Annotated in this window: 15 protein-coding genes; 9 read left to right on the top strand and 6 right to left on the bottom strand. The window is 70.7% G+C overall.

The window, feature by feature from the left end; all coding sequences use genetic code 11:
* The first annotated feature begins 244 nt into the window (after positions 1-244).
* Positions 245-829, top strand: a complete 585-nt coding sequence (locus SACAZDRAFT_RS18040; RefSeq protein WP_005444080.1) for a PH domain-containing protein — start codon at positions 245-247, stop codon at positions 827-829.
* A gap of 49 nt (positions 830-878) precedes the next feature.
* Positions 879-2,723 (top strand): dihydroxy-acid dehydratase, encoded by a 1,845-nt coding sequence (gene ilvD / locus SACAZDRAFT_RS18035; RefSeq protein WP_005444079.1) that lies wholly within the window; start codon positions 879-881, stop codon positions 2,721-2,723.
* A gap of 46 nt (positions 2,724-2,769) precedes the next feature.
* Here ilvD and SACAZDRAFT_RS18030 read toward each other — a convergent pair whose 3' ends face one another.
* The gene (locus SACAZDRAFT_RS18030; RefSeq protein ID WP_005444078.1) at positions 2,770-3,396 is read right to left on the bottom strand and encodes a DoxX family protein; all 627 of its coding nucleotides are present in this window, start codon (positions 3,394-3,396) and stop codon (positions 2,770-2,772) included.
* A gap of 109 nt (positions 3,397-3,505) precedes the next feature.
* Here SACAZDRAFT_RS18030 and SACAZDRAFT_RS18025 point away from each other — a divergent pair, with 109 nt between their 5' ends.
* From SACAZDRAFT_RS18025 to SACAZDRAFT_RS18005, 5 genes are all read left to right on the top strand, one after another.
* Entirely contained in the window at positions 3,506-3,859 is a 354-nt protein-coding gene (locus tag SACAZDRAFT_RS18025; protein ID WP_005444077.1) for a type VII secretion target, read from the top strand.
* Entirely contained in the window at positions 3,859-8,391 is a 4,533-nt protein-coding gene (locus tag SACAZDRAFT_RS18020; RefSeq protein ID WP_005444076.1) for a DUF6531 domain-containing protein, read from the top strand. Before SACAZDRAFT_RS18025 ends, SACAZDRAFT_RS18020 begins: the two co-directional genes overlap by 1 nt.
* Positions 8,392-8,411: 20 nt before the next feature.
* Positions 8,412-8,873 carry a hypothetical protein gene (locus SACAZDRAFT_RS18015; RefSeq protein ID WP_005444074.1) on the top strand — a complete coding sequence of 154 codons (462 nt, stop codon included), beginning with the start codon at positions 8,412-8,414 and terminating at the stop codon, positions 8,871-8,873.
* A 73-nt stretch (positions 8,874-8,946) separates the two neighbouring features.
* On the top strand, positions 8,947-9,429 hold the full coding sequence (locus SACAZDRAFT_RS18010) for a hypothetical protein (protein WP_005444073.1): 483 nt from the start codon (positions 8,947-8,949) through the stop codon (positions 9,427-9,429).
* Positions 9,430-9,442: 13 nt separating this feature from the next.
* Positions 9,443-9,631, top strand: a complete 189-nt coding sequence (locus SACAZDRAFT_RS18005) for a hypothetical protein (RefSeq protein WP_005444069.1) — start codon at positions 9,443-9,445, stop codon at positions 9,629-9,631.
* A gap of 26 nt (positions 9,632-9,657) precedes the next feature.
* On the opposite strand, the gene SACAZDRAFT_RS18000 is transcribed toward SACAZDRAFT_RS18005, so the two are convergent.
* Positions 9,658-10,578: a 2-hydroxyacid dehydrogenase gene (locus tag SACAZDRAFT_RS18000; RefSeq protein WP_005444066.1), complete on the bottom strand. Its 921-nt coding sequence runs from the start codon at positions 10,576-10,578 to the stop codon at positions 9,658-9,660.
* Between the two features lie 71 nt (positions 10,579-10,649).
* Here SACAZDRAFT_RS18000 and SACAZDRAFT_RS17995 point away from each other — a divergent pair, with 71 nt between their 5' ends.
* Positions 10,650-11,837: a PQQ-dependent sugar dehydrogenase gene (locus SACAZDRAFT_RS17995; RefSeq protein WP_040927811.1), complete on the top strand. Its 1,188-nt coding sequence runs from the start codon at positions 10,650-10,652 to the stop codon at positions 11,835-11,837.
* Here SACAZDRAFT_RS17995 and SACAZDRAFT_RS17990 read toward each other — a convergent pair.
* From SACAZDRAFT_RS17990 to gatC, 4 genes are read right to left on the bottom strand one after another with little or no spacing between them, the layout of a single operon-like run.
* Positions 11,797-12,339 carry a hypothetical protein gene (locus SACAZDRAFT_RS17990; RefSeq protein WP_005444062.1) on the bottom strand — a complete coding sequence of 181 codons (543 nt, stop codon included), beginning with the start codon at positions 12,337-12,339 and terminating at the stop codon, positions 11,797-11,799. The genes SACAZDRAFT_RS17995 and SACAZDRAFT_RS17990 overlap by 41 nt on opposite strands.
* A gap of 2 nt (positions 12,340-12,341) precedes the next feature.
* Complete coding sequence (gene gatB / locus SACAZDRAFT_RS17985; RefSeq protein WP_005444061.1) at positions 12,342-13,847, bottom strand: Asp-tRNA(Asn)/Glu-tRNA(Gln) amidotransferase subunit GatB; 1,506 nt, start codon at positions 13,845-13,847, stop codon at positions 12,342-12,344.
* Positions 13,844-15,352 (bottom strand): Asp-tRNA(Asn)/Glu-tRNA(Gln) amidotransferase subunit GatA, encoded by a 1,509-nt coding sequence (gene gatA / locus SACAZDRAFT_RS17980; protein WP_005444060.1) that lies wholly within the window; start codon positions 15,350-15,352, stop codon positions 13,844-13,846. Before gatA ends, gatB begins: the two co-directional genes overlap by 4 nt.
* Positions 15,349-15,648 carry an Asp-tRNA(Asn)/Glu-tRNA(Gln) amidotransferase subunit GatC gene (gene gatC / locus SACAZDRAFT_RS17975; RefSeq protein WP_005444059.1) on the bottom strand — a complete coding sequence of 100 codons (300 nt, stop codon included), beginning with the start codon at positions 15,646-15,648 and terminating at the stop codon, positions 15,349-15,351. Before gatC ends, gatA begins: the two co-directional genes overlap by 4 nt.
* Before the next feature lie 211 nt (positions 15,649-15,859).
* Between gatC and SACAZDRAFT_RS17970 the strand changes: the two genes are divergently transcribed.
* Positions 15,860-16,513 carry an ACT domain-containing protein gene (locus SACAZDRAFT_RS17970; protein WP_005444057.1) on the top strand — a complete coding sequence of 218 codons (654 nt, stop codon included), beginning with the start codon at positions 15,860-15,862 and terminating at the stop codon, positions 16,511-16,513.
* The last annotated feature ends 80 nt before the right edge of the window (positions 16,514-16,593 follow it).

Raw genomic sequence — 16,593 nt, 5'->3', positions numbered from 1 at the left:
TCGCACGAGGGTCGCGCGTCGACGCAGAGAAACGTTCCCCTACGCGTCGACGCGCGGAGGAATTACGAGAACGAGCTGCGATGTCACGGCCTCGACGTTAACGGTCTTCATCGAGAGGTGTCAACTCTGCGGGATGGTGATCCCGAATACTGGACCTACCGACAATCGGACGCCCCCGGATGGCACTGCGGCCCGCCTGCGGTGCACCATCAGAGGTGTGGCGGAACGAGAGCAGGACACGACCATGACTGCGGAACAGCACGGCACCACCGGCGACGATACGACCGGCGTTCAGACTCCCGAGAAGGGCCACCGGGCCGTCTTCCGCATCCCGGGGACCGCCCTGATCGGCGTGTTGATGCTCTTCATGTGCATGTTCCCCTTCGCCGCCACGCTGCCCTACCTCCTGCCGCTGCTCATCGTGCCGATCGCCGTGGCGGTCTGGATCATGCGGACGCGCACGGTGGCCACCCGCGACGGCCTGGAGGTGCGCACGATGCTCGGCACCCGGCAACTCCCGTGGGACGCGCTCAAGGGCTTCTCCCTCACACCCAAGGCGTCGGTCGTCGCGGTGCTGAGCGACGACACGAAGGTGGCCCTGCCGTCCGTGCGCACGCGGCACCTGCCCGTGCTCTCGCTCGTCAGCGAAGGCCGGGTCCCCGACCCGTCGGGTCTGCTGTCCGAGCCCGCCGACGAACCGGAGAAGAACGAGGACGGCACGGGCGCCGCGGGGAGTGACGCGGAGGGCGCCACCGACGCCCGAGCAGGCGAGAACCCGGAGAGCGACCGGACCGACGACACCGTGTCCGAGGACCGGGACGCTCGCTAGCACCCCGACCGGCGGCTTCCCACCTGGTGGGCGGGCGTAGAGTCGGCTCATGCCTGCTCTGCGTTCCCGAACCACGACCCACGGCCGCAACGCCGCGGGAGCTCGCTCCCTGTGGCGCGCCACCGGCATGACCGACAGCGACTTCGGCAAGCCCATCGTCGCCATCGCCAACTCCTACACCCAGTTCGTGCCGGGACACGTGCACCTCAAGGACCTCGGTGAGGTCGTCGCCGAGGCCGTCCGTGAGGCCGGAGGCGTGCCCCGCGAGTTCCACACCATCGCCGTGGACGACGGCATCGCCATGGGGCACAGCGGCATGCTCTACTCGCTGCCCTCACGCGAGATCATCGCCGACTCGGTCGAGTACATGGCCAACGCTCACCAGGCGGACGCCCTGGTGTGCATCTCGAACTGCGACAAGATCACTCCGGGGATGCTCAACGCCGCCATGCGGCTCAACATCCCGGCCGTGTTCGTCTCCGGCGGGCCCATGGAGGCGGGCAAGGCGGTGGTCGTCGACGGTGTCGCCCACGCGCCCACCGACCTCATCACCGCGATCTCGGCGTCGGCCAACTCCTCCGTCGACGACGAAGGACTGTCGATTGTGGAGCAGTCGGCCTGCCCGACGTGCGGGTCGTGCTCCGGCATGTTCACCGCCAACTCCATGAACTGCCTCACCGAGGCGCTCGGCCTCTCCCTGCCCGGGAACGGCTCGACGCTCGCGACCCACACCGCGCGCCGGGAGCTGTTCACCGAGGCGGGCCGGACGGTCGTCGACCTGGCGAAGCGCTGGTACGGCGAGGACGACGAGTCCGCTCTCCCCCGCTCCATCGCCACCAAGCAGGCCTTCGAGAACGCCATGGCGCTCGACATGGCGATGGGCGGGTCCACCAACACGGTCCTGCACATCCTCGCCGCCGCGCAGGAAGGCGAGATCGACTTCACGCTCGACGACATCGACCGGATCGGCCGCGAGGTCCCCTGTCTGTCCAAGGTGTCCCCGAACTCCGACTACCACATGGAGGACGTGCACCGCGCCGGCGGAATCCCCGCGATCCTCGGCGAACTCCACCGGGGCGGGTTCCTCAACACCGACGTGCACGCGATCCACGCGGCCACGCTGGAGGAGTGGCTGTCCACGTGGGACATCCGGAGCGGCTCGGCGTCGGAACGCGCACTGGAGCTCTTCCACGCCGCCCCGGGCGGAGTGCGCACCACTGAGGCGTTCTCGACCTCGAACCGGTGGTCGTCGCTGGACACCGACGCCGCGAACGGCTGCATCCGTGACGTCGCCCACGCCTACACGGCCAGCGGTGGTCTCACGGTCCTCCGGGGCAACCTCGCCGAGAACGGCGCCGTGATCAAGTCCGCGGGCATCGACGAGGAACTGTGGCGCTTCTCCGGCCCCGCCCGGGTGGTGGACAGCCAGGAGGAGGCCGTGTCGGCCATCCTGAACAAGGAAGTGCAGCCGGGCGAGGTCGTCGTCGTCCGCTACGAGGGCCCCGCGGGCGGGCCGGGCATGCAGGAGATGCTGCACCCGACGGCGTTCCTCAAGGGCGCGGGACTCGGCAAGGTGTGTGCGCTCATCACCGACGGCCGCTTCTCCGGCGGGTCGTCGGGCATCTCCGTGGGCCACATCTCGCCCGAGGCCGCCGCGGGCGGCACGATCGGGCTCGTGGAGACCGGTGACGAGATCCTCATCGACGTGCACGAGCGCAAGCTCGAACTGCTCGTCGACGACGAGGTGCTCGCCGAGCGCCGCGCCAAGATGGAGGCGTCCGAGAAGCCGTGGCAGCCGGTGAACCGGGAGCGCCCGGTCACCGCCGCGCTGCGGGCCTACGCGCGGATGGCCACCTCCGCCGACACCGGCGCCGTGCGCAACCCGGACAAGTGAGCGGAGGGCGTGGGGGCGACCCGGTTCGCCGCTCGCCCCCACGTCCTCACCGGAACAGCACGATGACGGCCGTCGTCAGCCCGGCGGCGATCACCAGCGAGACCAGCCCGAGCGGCCACGGCTTGCGCCGCCACGGGGTGTTCTTGTCGAGCGACACCCGCCCCGCACCGGTGAAGAGCAACGCGAACGCGACCACCGCGATCAGCAGGTCGAACTCGAACCCGCCCGTCGCGGCGAAGAAGCCGCTCTCCAGCTTCCCGTAGACCGCGTTCGCGAGCACACCGAGCACGGCCGCCGCGCCGAACGGCGTGAACAGTCCCAGGACCAGCAGCGCGCCACCGCCCACTTCCGACAGTGCGGTGACCCACGCGAGCAGCGTCGTCTGGTCGCTGAACCCCATCGCCGTGAGAGCCTGCGCGAAGCCGTCGATACCGGGACCGCCGAGCAGACCGAGCTTCTGCAGGCCGTGGGCGATCATGAGGCCGCCGACCGCGATCCGGATGACGAAGAGCCCGAAGTCGACTCCCCCGTGCATCGACTCGGCCGGGCGTTCGGGCTCCGTTCCCGTCCCGCCGGCGACCGCGTCCGGAGTGGTGAACCCGCTGTCGTCGAAGGCGTCGGTCGCAAACGCCGTCGTCGGTGCGTCGAATCCGTCGTTGTTGTGAACCGTCATGGGCGGGCAGCGTAGAGTAACGCCCGCTCACGATGTGCCCCTTTCGGGAACCGATGCCGCGTGAGCACGTCACATCGGAGATCGCGTCGATGTCACTGGGGGATGCACCATGTCGAACGGCGGCGGCCATCATGTCGAACCCGCGGAGCTGCGCGGCTGCGCCGAACTGTTGAGTCAGCAGGCGGACCACCTGTCGGCGATCAGCCGGCACGCCACCGAGAAGGGCGGCGACACGAGCGGCTACACCGGGCTGCTGGCGCTGCTCGCGCCCGTGGTCACCGGCGTCGTCGGGCTGTACGCCGACACATTGGACTTCGCGAGCGGCAAGATGGGCGAGGTCCGCGACAACCTCCTCACCGCGGCCGACCAGTACGAGGCCCGCGACGAGGCCTCACGCTCCGAGATGGACCGGCTCGGCAGCCTGGTCGACGGTTCCGGTGACTTCTCGGTGGGGAGTGCCTGATGGCGGCGTACCGCGAGGTCGTGAAACCACAGGATCTCCTCCAGGGCGGCGACGAGTCCTCCGGCGAGTCCGCCATCGAGCAGGCGATCGCCGACGCCGGTTTCCAGGTGCAGGCCGTCAACTGGGTCTGGCAGAAGGTCGTGGGCGAGGACCTCGTGTCCTCGATCATCACGCCGATCACCGGTGACTTCGAGAAGATCGGCAACGCTGCGGCCGAGTGGGACAAGGTCTGCCAGGCGTTGCAGGCGGTACGCCAGAACATCAACGCCGGGGCGGAGGAGCTGAGGCCCTCCTGGCAGGGGCCCGCGGCGGAGAGCTTCTCCACCCTGATCAGCGTCACGTGGACCGTGGGTCTGGAGGCCGACGCCCAGGCCGCCAAGCTGATCGGCTTCGCGCTCAACAAGGTCGCCGACGGGTCCAAGCGTGCGTGCGACCAAGCGCTGGCTCTGATCGAGAAGCTGGTCAACAAGCTGATCGAGGCGGCGGCGATGCTGCCGATCCCGGTGGTCGGCTGGGGCCGCGCCGTCAAGCTCGTCTACGACGGCATCCAGATCTACAACGCCATCATGGACCTCATCGCGGGCATCGAGGCCATGATCAACGGTGCCACCGAGGTCGTGAACGGCATCATGGCGGTGGGCACGGCGCTCTCGGAGCTGGGCAGCGCCGACAGCATCAGCGACGTCCTGACCGTCGCCAGTGGCGTCCGCGACGGCGTCAACCAGGTCAAGGACGGCGCGGGCCAGGTGAAGGACGGCGCCACCCAGGCATCGAGCGCGGCCGGCGACCTCCGCACGTCGGCCTCCAGTGCGTCGGAGAACGCGCGGGGACTGGCCGACGAGCGGGCGAGCGCCCGGGAGCAGAACACCGCCTCCAGCAGCAGCACCGGCGACACCTCCTCCTCCGGCACCACGGGCAACGGGGGCGGAAACAACACCAACCGGTCCGGCAGCGGCAACGACACCTCGGCACGACCTCAGGACCCGGAGACGACCCGCACCCCGGAGGACTTCCGCGTGTGCGAGAACGACCCGGTGGACATCGCCAGCGGCGAGGTCGTGCTCGGCCAGACGGACCTGCAACTGCCCGGCGTGCTCCCGCTGATTCTGCGCAGAACCCACATCTCGGGCTACCGCGCCGGACGGCTGTTCGGCCGCAACTGGGCGTCCACACTGGACCAGCGGCTGGAGATCGACGCCGAGGGCGTGGTCTACGTCGCCGACGACGGCGTGATCCTCGTCTACCCGCTGCCCGATCCGGGCGCGCGGGTGCTGCCGCAGACCGGGCCGCGCTGGCCGCTGGAGCGCACCGAGACGGGCTACACCATCACCCGGCGAGACCCGGCGCGCGTCCTCCACTTCGACGCCTCGGCGACGTCCGGCCCGGTCGTCCCGCTCACCGCGATCGGCGACCACAACGACAACCGCATCGAGCTCGACCGGGACTCCGCCGGAGTCCTCACCGCGGTGCGGCATGGCTGCGGCTACCACGTCGACGTCGAGACGGCCGACGGCCGGGTGAGCGCCCTCCGCCTGCGCGACGCGCAGGAGAGCCAGGCCGGTCCCGTGACGGTCATGCGCTACGGCTACGACGCCGAGGGGCTGCTCACCGACGTGGTGAACTCGTCGAACCGCGCGATGCGCTTCCAGTACGACGACGAGGGCCGGATCGTCCAGTGGACCGACCGCAACGGCGAGTGGTACCGCTACCTCTACGACGCGCAGGGACGCTGCATCGCCAACCAGGGTGCGGACGGCTTCCTCAACGGCACGTTCTCCTACGACACCGAACAGCGGACGACCCGCTTCACCGACTCTCTCGGCAACATCACGACGTATCAGCTCGACGAGCGGGGCAACGTGGCCGTGCGCACCGACCCGCTCGGGGCGACGACGGTGTCGGAGTGGGACGAGCACAACCGGCTGCTCTCGCGGACCGACCCGCTGGGCCGCACCACCCGCTATTCCTACGACGCCGACGGCAACCTGACCGCGATCACCCACCCCGACGGCAGCCAGGCCACGGCGGAGTACAACGAGTTCGGCCGTCCCGTGGTGGTGACCGAGCCGGACGGAGCCGTCTGGCGCCACAGCTACGACGAGCGCGGCAACCTCGTCGCCGTCACGAACCCGGCGGGCGCGGTCAAGCGGCACACCTACAACGACCGGGGACACCTCGTCGAGACCGTCGACGAGGTCGGCGGCACGCGCACGGTCCGCACCAATGACGCCGGTCTCCCACTCGTGATCACCGACCCGACCGGCGCGAGCCTGCAGCACGTGCGCGACCTGTTCGGCCGGATCGTCGAGACCATCGACCCGCTCGGCGCGCGAACCCGATTCCGCTACAACATCGAGGGCAAGGTGGTGGCGCGCACCGACCCGCACGGTGCCACCGAGCAGTGGCACTACGACGGCGAGGGCAACACCGTGTCCTACGTCGACGCGATGGGCCGCACGACCCGCTACGAGAGCACGCACTTCGACCTGCCGCGGCGCCAGGTGCTGCCGGACGGCTCCTGGGTGGAGTACGACTACGACACCGCGCTGCGGCCCACGAACGTGCGCACGTCGAGCGGTCTGGTATGGACCTACACCTACGACGCGGCGGGCCGGGTCGTCGAGGAGCGGGACTTCGACGGCCGCATCCTGCGCTACACCTACGACGCGGCGGGCAGGCTGACGTCGCGGACCAACGGTGCGGGTGAGGTCACGACGTTCACCTACGACGAGCGCGACCGCGTCCGGGAGCGCGACGCGGCGGGAGCGGTGTCGCACTTCGAGTTCGACCCGATGGGCCGGCTGCTGCGGGCCGTCAACGACGACGCCGACGTCACGCTGCGGCGAGACGTGCTCGGGCGTGTGCTGAGCGAGACGGTCAACGGCCGCATCAGCCGGTACGCCTACGACGCGGCCGGTCGCCGGACCTATCGCCTGACGCCGACCGGCAACGAGACGAGCTGGGCCTACAACGTCAACCACCGGCCGACGACACTGCACACCGCGGGCCGGTCCCTGACCTTCGGCTACGACGCCGCCGGTCGCGAGATCGAACGCGTCGTCGACACCGGGACGGTGCTGGCCCAGTCGTGGACACCCGGCCACAGGCTGCTGTCCCAGACGATCTCCGCGCTGCCCGCCCCCGGCCGTCCCGGACCGGTGGCCCCGATGGCCAGGATCCTTCAGGAGCGCACGTTCCACTACCAGCCGGACGGACACCTCACGGGGGTGGACGACCGGCTCGCGGGTGCCCGCCGGTTCACCCTCGACCCGGTCGGGCGCATCACCGGCGTCACCGGCCGGAACTGGCGTGAGCATTACTCCTACGACGCGCTCGGCAACATCACGGCCGCGTCCTGGCCCGGCACCGACACCGCGGGCCCCCGGCAGTACGCGGGCAACCGCGTGCAGACGGCCGGTTCCGTGCGCTACCACCACGACGCGCAGGGACGGCTGGTGCGGCGGGAGAAGACGCGGCTGTCGCGCAAACCGGAGATCTGGCACTACACCTGGAACGCCGAGGACCGGCTCGTGGGCGTCACCACCCCGGACGGCGCGCGCTGGCGTTACCGCTACGACGCGCTCGGCCGCCGGATCGCCAAACAGCGCCTGTCCCCCGACGGCGGTGTCGCCGAGGAGACCGCGTTCACCTGGGACGGCACCCTGCTCGCCGAACAGGCCCATTCGACAGGCCACGCGACGACGTGGAACTGGGCTCCCGGCTCGTTCCGTCCGCTCACGCAGGTGACCCGGGTCCGGGCGAACACCGCGGCCCGGGAGTGGATCGACCAGCAGTTCTACTCGATCGTCACCGACCTGGTGGGCACGCCGACCGAACTCGTCGACGCGCACGGCAGGCTCGCCTGGCACGCGAGGCGTTCGGTCTGGGGCGACACGGTGGCCGAACCCGCCGCGGCCATGCCGACCTCCATGCCGACCTCCATGCCGGTCTCCATGCCGCTGCGCTTCCCCGGCCAGTACCACGATGCCGAGAGCGGGCTGCACTACAACTACCAGCGGCACTACGACCCGGAGACCGGGCGCTACGTCAGCAACGACCCGCTCGGACTCGCGCCGGCGGCCAACCCGAGTGCCTACGTTCCGAACCCCACCCTGTGGCTCGACCCGTGGGGACTCGCGGCGTGCAACACCTACTACCAGACCCGCGAGGAGGCGATGAACGCCGCCTACGACCGGGCCGGTATCCCGCAGGGCACGGAACCCGACGCGGCGTGGGAGGTCGGCAACGACTACACCCGCTACGGCGAACCGAACTACCGGCACTCCGAGGACCTCGGCACGCACGGCCGCTACATGCAGTTCGAGACCGAGAACGGCTCCCGGGTGATCGCCGAACACACCAGTGATCCCAACGCACCGGGACCGCACTTCCACGCGGGTCAACCGAAGGGCGACCCGTCCCGGGAAGGCGTCGACTTCGGCTGGAGCACCGCGTCGAACAACGACATCGAGCGCTACAGTCAGATCGGCGGAAGCCACCACATGTTCTACGGCGTCACACCGCCGTCCTGATCGAACAGGGGGACGACAGCATGGCGGGCAAGGTGACCCGGGCCGACCGGATCGCCGTCCTGGAGGCCGCGGGGTTCACGGTGCTCGGGGAGGCCGACGACGCCTCCGGGGTCACGCCGTTGGCGGCGATCAAGGCCGCGGCCTCGGGGGGCGTCGTTCCCCGGGTCCGCATCGACTCCGACGACGACGCCGACGACGTTCTGGACCGGACCGAACAGGCGTGGCGGGACACGGGCCGTGACGTCGGCCTGTTCGACGCCGACGGCGCGTGCCTGATCTGCCTCACCGGCCCCGGCGCCTCGACCCTGCCCTGGGTCCGCGCCCGCCCGCCCGAGCGAGGAGGCTTCCTCCCCGTCTTCCAGGAACGCACGTCGACGTTCGAGTTCGTCGCCGTCTCACCGACGGGCAGCCCGATCGTCGCGGTGTCCGAAGAGGAGTACGAGCACTGGGTCGTCGTGACGTCGGTGGAGGACCGGCGGTGAGGTCACGACGACGCCGTCGAACGCCGACGGCACCGAGCAACCCAGGTCCGCCCACCCACTCCGGAGCGTGTTGATGACCGGCCCCGACCTCTCCCGCGATCCCCGTATCGCCGCGGCGATGGCGCAGCTCGAACAGGCGGAGCTCGGCCTCGACCGCACCATCAGCAGCGCGAAGCAGCTCGACGCGAAGATGGCCAAGTCCAGCCTCTCACCGCAGGACGTCGAGCAGATCGCCGAACACGCCCGTAGCAAGGACGCCCCCAAGGAGCTGCGCGAGCTGCAGGCCCGCATCGACAAGGGCGACCTGTCCTGGAACGACATCGCCGCGGGACGGTTCCTCGACGACCCGCAGGTCCGCACCGCGCTGGAGGGCGGCGTCGAGGGCATGCGCCAGGCCTACGCGATGATCCAGGAGGGGCACGACCTCGACGACATCATCGAGCCGGGCGGCCCGCCGTCGGCGACCACGCCGGGGCCCGGTACGACGCCCGGGCCCACGCGCGAGGGTGGCGACCCGGACGACGACGACTACTTCGGCGGATCCGTGATGCAGTAGCGGACGGCACCTCGTGGTCGCCACGATCCCTCCGCCGGCTCACGCGACGGTGACCTACGCGGCCGCCGCGACCGTCCGGACCGGCGAGGCGATCGAGTCCTCACCCGGCTGGCCCGCCACCGACCCCAGGACGACGAGTGTCGTGCTGCTGAGAGCCGACTCCACACCGCGGAGCACCGAGGTCCTCGCCGAGGGAGCCTGACTCGGGCCGTCGCACCGGGGGCGAGGTCAGTACTCGCCCTGCACCAGGTTGTCGGGCAGTTCACCGCGGACGTACCGCTCGATCTCGGCCGCCACCACCCGGTACGAACGGCGCCGCGCGTCCCGGACCGCGCCGCCGACGTGCGGTGTGATCAGCACGTTCGGCGCGGTCCACAACGGATGGTCCGCGGGCAGCGGTTCCGGATCGGTGACGTCGAGCGCCGCGCTCAACCGGCCCTCCGTGAGCTCCGCCAGCAACGCGTCGGTGTCCACCACCGCTCCCCGCGCGGCGTTCACGAGCAGCGCACCGTCGGGCATCGCACCCAGGAAGGCCGCGTCCACCAGTCCCCGCGTGCGCGACGTCAGCGGGGTCACCAACACGACGACGTCGGCGTCGGGCAACAACGCCGGGAGTTCCTCCACGCCGTGCACGTCGTCACGCGGCGTGAACCCGACCATCGTGACCCACGCGTCGAACGGCAGGAGCCTGCGCCGCAACTGCCGGCCGACGTCGCCCGCCCCCACGACCAGGATCCGGCTGCCCTGCAACGTCTGCGTGGTCTGCGGGCTCCAGGTCCGCGCGCGCTGCGCCTCGGCGAACGCGGGCAGGCCGCGATAGGTGGCCAGCAGCACCGCCATGACCCACTCGGCGGTACTGCCACCGTGTGCTCCCCGGCAGGTGGAGAGCAGCACCCCGTCCGGGACCCGGTCGGTCCAGTCCTCGGCACCGGCGGACAGCAGCTGGATCAACCGGAGCCTCGGCATGCCGTCGAGCAGCGGCCGCAGCGTGGCGGGCTTGGCCCCCGGAATGAGGACCTCCGCCTCGGCGGCCTCGGCGGGCAGGCTCTCGGCGAGGGCGTCGACGTCGTAGCGCACGGCCCGCACGCCGGGCACCTCCGACAGGGCGGTCACGCCGTCGTCGTGGGGAATCAGCACGGTGATGGTCACCCCACCATCGTGGCCGATGTGTCCGGACCCACTTACCCGAGGTTCACCTCACGCGCCTTAGGCTGGCTGGCGTGCGCAGGGGTCCGAGACGCTCATGGCCTGCCGCGGTGCTGGCGGCCGTCGCCGTCGTGCCCGCGGGCTGTGCCGAGTTCGACGACTCCACCGCTGCCACCGACTGGCGGGACGCTCCCGAGCTCACCGCGGAGGCCGCGCCGCAGCCGGAGCTGCCCGAGATGGACGACAGTCCCGGCCCCGGCAGCCCACCGAGCTCGGAGACGTCGGTCCCTCCACCCGAGGGGTGCACCGACTACGACAAGGCCGTCATCGCCACGTGCCTCGACACCGTGTCGGCCGTGGCCCCCCTGCCCTCCGACGGGTCCTCGGTCAGCGCGTTGGCGGGCGAGCGGCGCAGCGGGCGTGTGTTCCTCGTCGGCACCGACGGGGAACCGCAGGAGATCGCGACGCTGGACGTCGAGGCCACAGGCGACGGCGGGCTCACCGGTCTCGCGCTGTCGCCCACCTACGCGGAGGACGGCCTCGTCTACGCCTACGTCACCACCGCGAGCGACAACCGGGTGGTGCGGTTCTCCCAGGGGCAGTCACCCAAGCCCGTCCTCACCGGCATCCCGAAGGGCCCGACCCACAACCGGGGTGCGTTGCTTCCGGGCACCGACGGTGCCCTGCTCGTGGCCACCGGCGATGCCGGCACGCCGAGTGCCACCGCCGACCCCGGCTCGCTCGCGGGCAAGGTGCTGCGCATCGACACTTCCGGCAAGCCCGCGGAGGGCAACCCGCAGGCGGACTCGCCGGTGTACGCCCACGGCCTGCGCTCTCCCGGTGGTCTGTGCAGCACGACCGACGGCGGACGGTTGTGGGTCACCGACCAGGCGGAACAGCACGACGCGGTCTACCGGGTGGAGGCGGGCGAACCACTCTCGGTGCCCGCGTGGACGTGGAAGGACCGCCCCGGCGTCAGCGGGTGTGCCGACTGGACCGACATGCTCGCCGTGGCCACGTCCGAGGCCGGCAACGTGCAGAACCTGCCGTTGACGGAAGACGGGTCCGTCGGCGGGGATCCGCAGCCGACCCTCGACGGCGAGAACGGCGCCTCGTACGGGCGGATCGGCAGCCTCGCTCAGGTGACGGGGGACGTCGCCGTCGCGGGAACGGTCAACAAGGACGGCGGCGAACCGGTGTCCAGCGACGACCGCGTGGTCCTCATTGTGCGCCAGCCCTCTTCCGGCTCGGGCCGCGACTGACCGCCGCCCGCACGTCCAACACGGCCGCCACAAGCGACCCCAGCACCGCCGCGGCGCCCAGGTACCGTCCCGGCCCGGCCTGGAACTCCACGCCGCTCACGGTCAGGAACTCGCGCTGCTCGGTGCCGAACTGCCAGTCGACGAACACCCACGCGAGCACCGTGGCGACCGCCCCCACCGCCGCGGCCACCAACCACAGCTGCGGCAGTCCGGCGGTCCGCAGGGCGCGGCGCTGCCCGAACAGCACCACGCACACTCCGGCGACCGCGATCAGCAGCGGAGCGAGCCACCCGAAGAACGTCGCCCGCCACACCGAGCGATGCACGTCCTCGTCCGGCAGCTCCGCCAGTGCGGCACTCACCTCGGGATGATCGGCACCCAGGTTCGTCCACGACAGGAACAACGATCCGACGGCGAGCAGCCCGGCCGCGAGGCCGAGCCACTCCCGCCACGACACCCGAGCGGGCGACCATCCCGGTTCCCGACGGTCGCGCGTCGACACGGTCAGGCGCCGACCCTCTCCAGGACGAGCTCGCGGACGCGCTTGGCGTCGGCCTGCCCCTTCGTCGCCTTCATCACCGCGCCCACGATCGCGCCCGCGGCCTGCACCTTGCCGCCACGGATCTTCTCCGCCACGTCGGGCTGCGCGGCCAGCGCCTCGTCGACCGCGGTGATCAGCGCGGAGTCGTCGGACACGACCTTGAGACCGCGCTTCTCCACGACGTCGTCGGGCTCGCCCTCACCACTCAGCACACCCTGCACGACCTCGCGGGCCAGCTTGTTGGTCAGCTCACCGGAGTTGACCAGCTCGATCACGCGGGCCACCTGCTTCGGCGTGATCGGCAGGTCGGCGAGCTCCACCTCACGCAGGTTCGCCTGCTGGGTCAGGTACTGCACCCACCAGCTGCGCGCCTCGTTCGGCTTGGCACCGGCCTCGACCGTCGCCGCCACCAGATCGGCCGCCCCCGTGTTGATGAGGTCGCGGAGTTCCTCGTCGGTGAGGTTCCACTCCTCCTGGATGCGCTTGCGGCGCTCCCACGGCAGCTCCGGCAGCGTCGTGCGCAGCTCCTCGACCCACTCCCGCGACGGCGCGATGGGCACCAGGTCGGGCTCCGGGAAGTACCGATAGTCCTCCGCGGTCTCCTTGACGCGGCCCGACGCCGTGGTGCCGTCCGCCTCCTGGAAGTGGCGGGTCTCCTGCAGCACGCTGCCACCCGAGGCGAGCACGGCCGCCTGCCGCGTCATCTCGTAGCGCACCGCGCGCTCGACACTGCGCAGCGAGTTGACGTTCTTCGTCTCGGTGCGCGTGCCGAACTCGGTCGCGCCCTTCGGCATCAGCGACACGTTGGCGTCGCACCGCAGGGAACCCTGGTCCATGCGCACGTCCGAGACGTCCATGGCCCGCAGCAGGTCGCGCAGCGCCGTCACGTACGCGCGCGCCACCTCCGGCGCCCGCTCGCCCATGCCCACGATCGGCTTGGTGACGATCTCGATCAGCGGCACGCCGGCACGGTTGTAGTCCAGCAGCGAGTGCTCGGCACCGTGGATCCGGCCCGTCGCGCCACCGACGTGCAGCGACTTGCCGGTGTCCTCCTCCATGTGCGCGCGCTCGATGTCCACGCGCACGACCTCACCGTCGTCGAGCACCACGTCGAGGTAACCGTCGAACGCGATGGGCTCGTCGTACTGCGAGGTCTGGAAGTTCTTCGGCATGTCCGGATAGAAGTAGTTCTTCCGGGCGAACCGGCACCAATCGGCGATGTCGCAGTTCAGCGCCAGACCGATCCGGATCGCCGACTCCACCGCCTTGCCGTTGACCACCGGCAACGCACCGGGCATACCCAGGCACGTGGGGCACACGTGCGTGTTCGGCTCACCGCCGAACAGGTTGGGGCAGCCGCAGAACATCTTCGTCTTCGTGTTGAGCTCGACGTGTACCTCGAGCCCGAGCACCGGGTCGTACGACTCGACGACCTCGGCGTAGTCCATCAGGTCGGCAACCGCAGTCACGGCGTCGGCGCTCCCTTCAGCTCAGACATCTTGTCCAGCACCGGGCCGCGGGCGACCTCGTACGCCGCGCCCACCCGGTAGAGTCGCTCGTCGGCCAGGGCCGGAGCCATGATCTGCAACCCGACCGGCAGGCCGTCGTCGGCCGAGAGCCCGCTGGGCACGCTCATCGCCGCGTTGCCCGCGAGGTTCGCCGGGATGGTGCACAGATCCGCCAGGTACATCGCGAGCGGGTCGTCCACGCGCTCGCCGAGACGGAACGCCGTGGTGGGCGTCGTCGGCGACACGAGCACGTCCACCTGCTCGTACGCGGCCGTGAAGTCGCGCGCGATCAGGGTGCGCACCTTCTGCGCGGAGCCGTAGTAGGCGTCGTAGTAGCCCGACGACAGCGCGTAGGTGCCGAGCATGATGCGGCGCTTCACCTCGGGACCGAAGCCCGCCTCCCGGGAGGCCGCCATGACCTCCTCGGCGCTGTGCTCCCCGTCGTCGGACACCCGCAGCCCGTACCGCATGGCGTCGAAGCGGGCCAGGTTGGACGAGCACTCGCTCGGCGCGATCAGGTAGTACGCCGACAGGCCGTACGTGAAGTGTGGGCACGAGACCTCGACGATCTCGGCGCCCAGCTCGCGCAGCTGAGCCACGGCGGCGTCGAACGACGCCAGCACGCCGGGCTGGTAGCCCTCTCCCGAGAGCTCGCGCACCACGCCGACCTTCACGCCGGTGAGGTCGCCGTTCGCGCCCTCACGCGCGGCCTGCACCACGGGCGGCACCGGCGCGTCGATCGACGTGGAGTCGAGCGGGTCGTGACCGCCGATGACCTCGTGCAGCAACGCCGCGTCGAGCACCGACCTCGCACACGGGCCGGCCTGGTCGAGCGACGACGAGAACGCCACGAGCCCGTACCGCGAGACGCCGCCGTAGGTCGGCTTGACGCCGACGGTGCCGGTGACGGACGCGGGCTGGCGGATGGAGCCACCGGTGTCGGTGCCGATGGCCAGCGGCGCCTCGTACGCGGCGATGGACGCCGACGAACCACCACCGGAGCCGCCGGGCACCCGCTCGCGGTCCCAGGGGTTCCGCGTGGGACCGAACGCCGAGTTCTCCGTCGACGAGCCCATCGCGAACTCGTCCATGTTGGTCTTGCCGAGGATCGGCACGCCCGCCTCGCGCAGCTTGCGCGTCACCGTGGCGTCGTACGGCGGAACCCAGTTCTCCAGCGTGCGCGAGCCGCACGTGGTGGGCATGCCGCGCGTCGTGAACACGTCCTTCAGCGCCAGCGGCACACCGGCGATGGCCGACACGGGGCTCTCGCCCTTCGCCAGCGCCTCGTCCACCGCGCGAGCGGACGCGACCGCGCCGTCGGCGTCGACGTGGAGGAACGCGTGGATGTCGGAGTCCACCTCGGCGATCCGGTCCAGGTGGGCCCGGGTCACCTCCTCGGACGACACCTCGCGGGAATGGATCTTCTCCGCCAGTTCGGCGGCGGACAGCCTCGTCAGATCGGTCACTGCTCTTCCCCAAGAATCCGCGGCACCCGGAACCTGCCGTCCTCCGCCGCCGGTGCGCCCGCCAGCGCCTCGGCCTGGCTGAGGCCCGGCCGAACCTCGTCCTCACGGAACGTGTTCGTCAACGGCACGGCATGCGACATCGGCGGGATGTCGTCCGAGGCGACCTCGGACACCTTCGCCACCGAGTCCAGAATCTGATCGAGCTGGCCCGCGAAGACGTCCAGTTCCTCCTCGGTGACGGCCATCCTCGCCAATCTGGCCAAATGCGCGACCTCGTCGCGGGAAATGTTCGACACGCGGGCGACTCCCGGGGTGTTCTCGTATTCGACGCGAGTGTTGTCGATTTCGGGTGTTTCCCAGGGCAGTCTATGGCGTACGGGCCCGATCACTCGCCTCGGGTCCGGGCGACGGCGACTACCCATGCGAGGTCGGAACTGTCACAATCATCGGTCGGCGAATACGAGCAGTGGACAAGGTGAGGACGCTGGCCGAGGAAAGGGGTCCACGTTGTCTTTCCTGATCCGGGTCCAACTCCCGGACAGCCCCGGCACCCTCGGCGCCGTGGCGAGTGCCCTGGGACTGGCGGGCGCCGACATCCTGAGTGTCGACGTCGTCGAACGCGGCAACGGTGTGGCGATCGACGACCTGGTGGTCGAGCTGCCCTCCGGCAGACTCCCCGACACGCTCATCACCGCGGCCGAGAGCGTGGAGGGCGTCGAGGTGGACGCGGTGCGCCCCTACGCGGGAGTGCTCGACACCCACCGGGAACTGGAACTCGTGGAGGAGATCGCGGCCAATCCCCGTTCCGGCCTCGACCTGCTCGCCGACGGCGTGCCACGGATCGTGCGCGCCGGGTGGTCACTCGTGGTGCGTGCCGACGACGGGGAGATCACCCGGCTCGCGTCGTCCACGGCGGCACCGGAGGCACCGTTGGGTGAACTGCCGTGGATGCCGCTGGAGCGGGCCACCGTGCTCGACGCCGAGGCGTCCTGGATCCCCGAGATGTGGCGCGAACTCGGCACCGAGCTCGCCGCCACCCCCGTGGGCAAGCCCGACCGAGCGCTGCTCGTGGGCAGGCCGGGCGGCCCGATGTTCCGCGCCGCCGAGGTCGCCCGCCTGGCCCACCTCGCCGGCATCGTGGCAGTGGTCCTGGACTCCTGACGGCGTGTCCGCACTCTGCGCACGCGTGTCCGCACCTCAGGTACTCGTGTCCGCGTCTCGTGCACGCGTGTCCGCGTCTG

The sequence above is a fragment of the Saccharomonospora azurea NA-128 genome (assembly GCF_000231055.2).
Classification (GTDB): domain Bacteria; phylum Actinomycetota; class Actinomycetes; order Mycobacteriales; family Pseudonocardiaceae; genus Saccharomonospora; species Saccharomonospora azurea.
Note: the sequence above shows the minus strand (reverse complement) of the source record. Positions and strands in the feature narration are given on the sequence as shown.

Coding starts and splice junctions, on each gene's coding strand:
- SACAZDRAFT_RS18040 (WP_005444080.1), top strand. CDS start 245: ATGACTGCGGAACAGCACGGCACCACCGGCGACGATACGACCGGCGTT.
- ilvD (WP_005444079.1), top strand. CDS start 879: ATGCCTGCTCTGCGTTCCCGAACCACGACCCACGGCCGCAACGCCGCG.
- SACAZDRAFT_RS18030 (WP_005444078.1), bottom strand. CDS start 3,396: ATGACGGTTCACAACAACGACGGATTCGACGCACCGACGACGGCGTTT.
- SACAZDRAFT_RS18025 (WP_005444077.1), top strand. CDS start 3,506: ATGTCGAACGGCGGCGGCCATCATGTCGAACCCGCGGAGCTGCGCGGC.
- SACAZDRAFT_RS18020 (WP_005444076.1), top strand. CDS start 3,859: ATGGCGGCGTACCGCGAGGTCGTGAAACCACAGGATCTCCTCCAGGGC.
- SACAZDRAFT_RS18015 (WP_005444074.1), top strand. CDS start 8,412: ATGGCGGGCAAGGTGACCCGGGCCGACCGGATCGCCGTCCTGGAGGCC.
- SACAZDRAFT_RS18010 (WP_005444073.1), top strand. CDS start 8,947: ATGACCGGCCCCGACCTCTCCCGCGATCCCCGTATCGCCGCGGCGATG.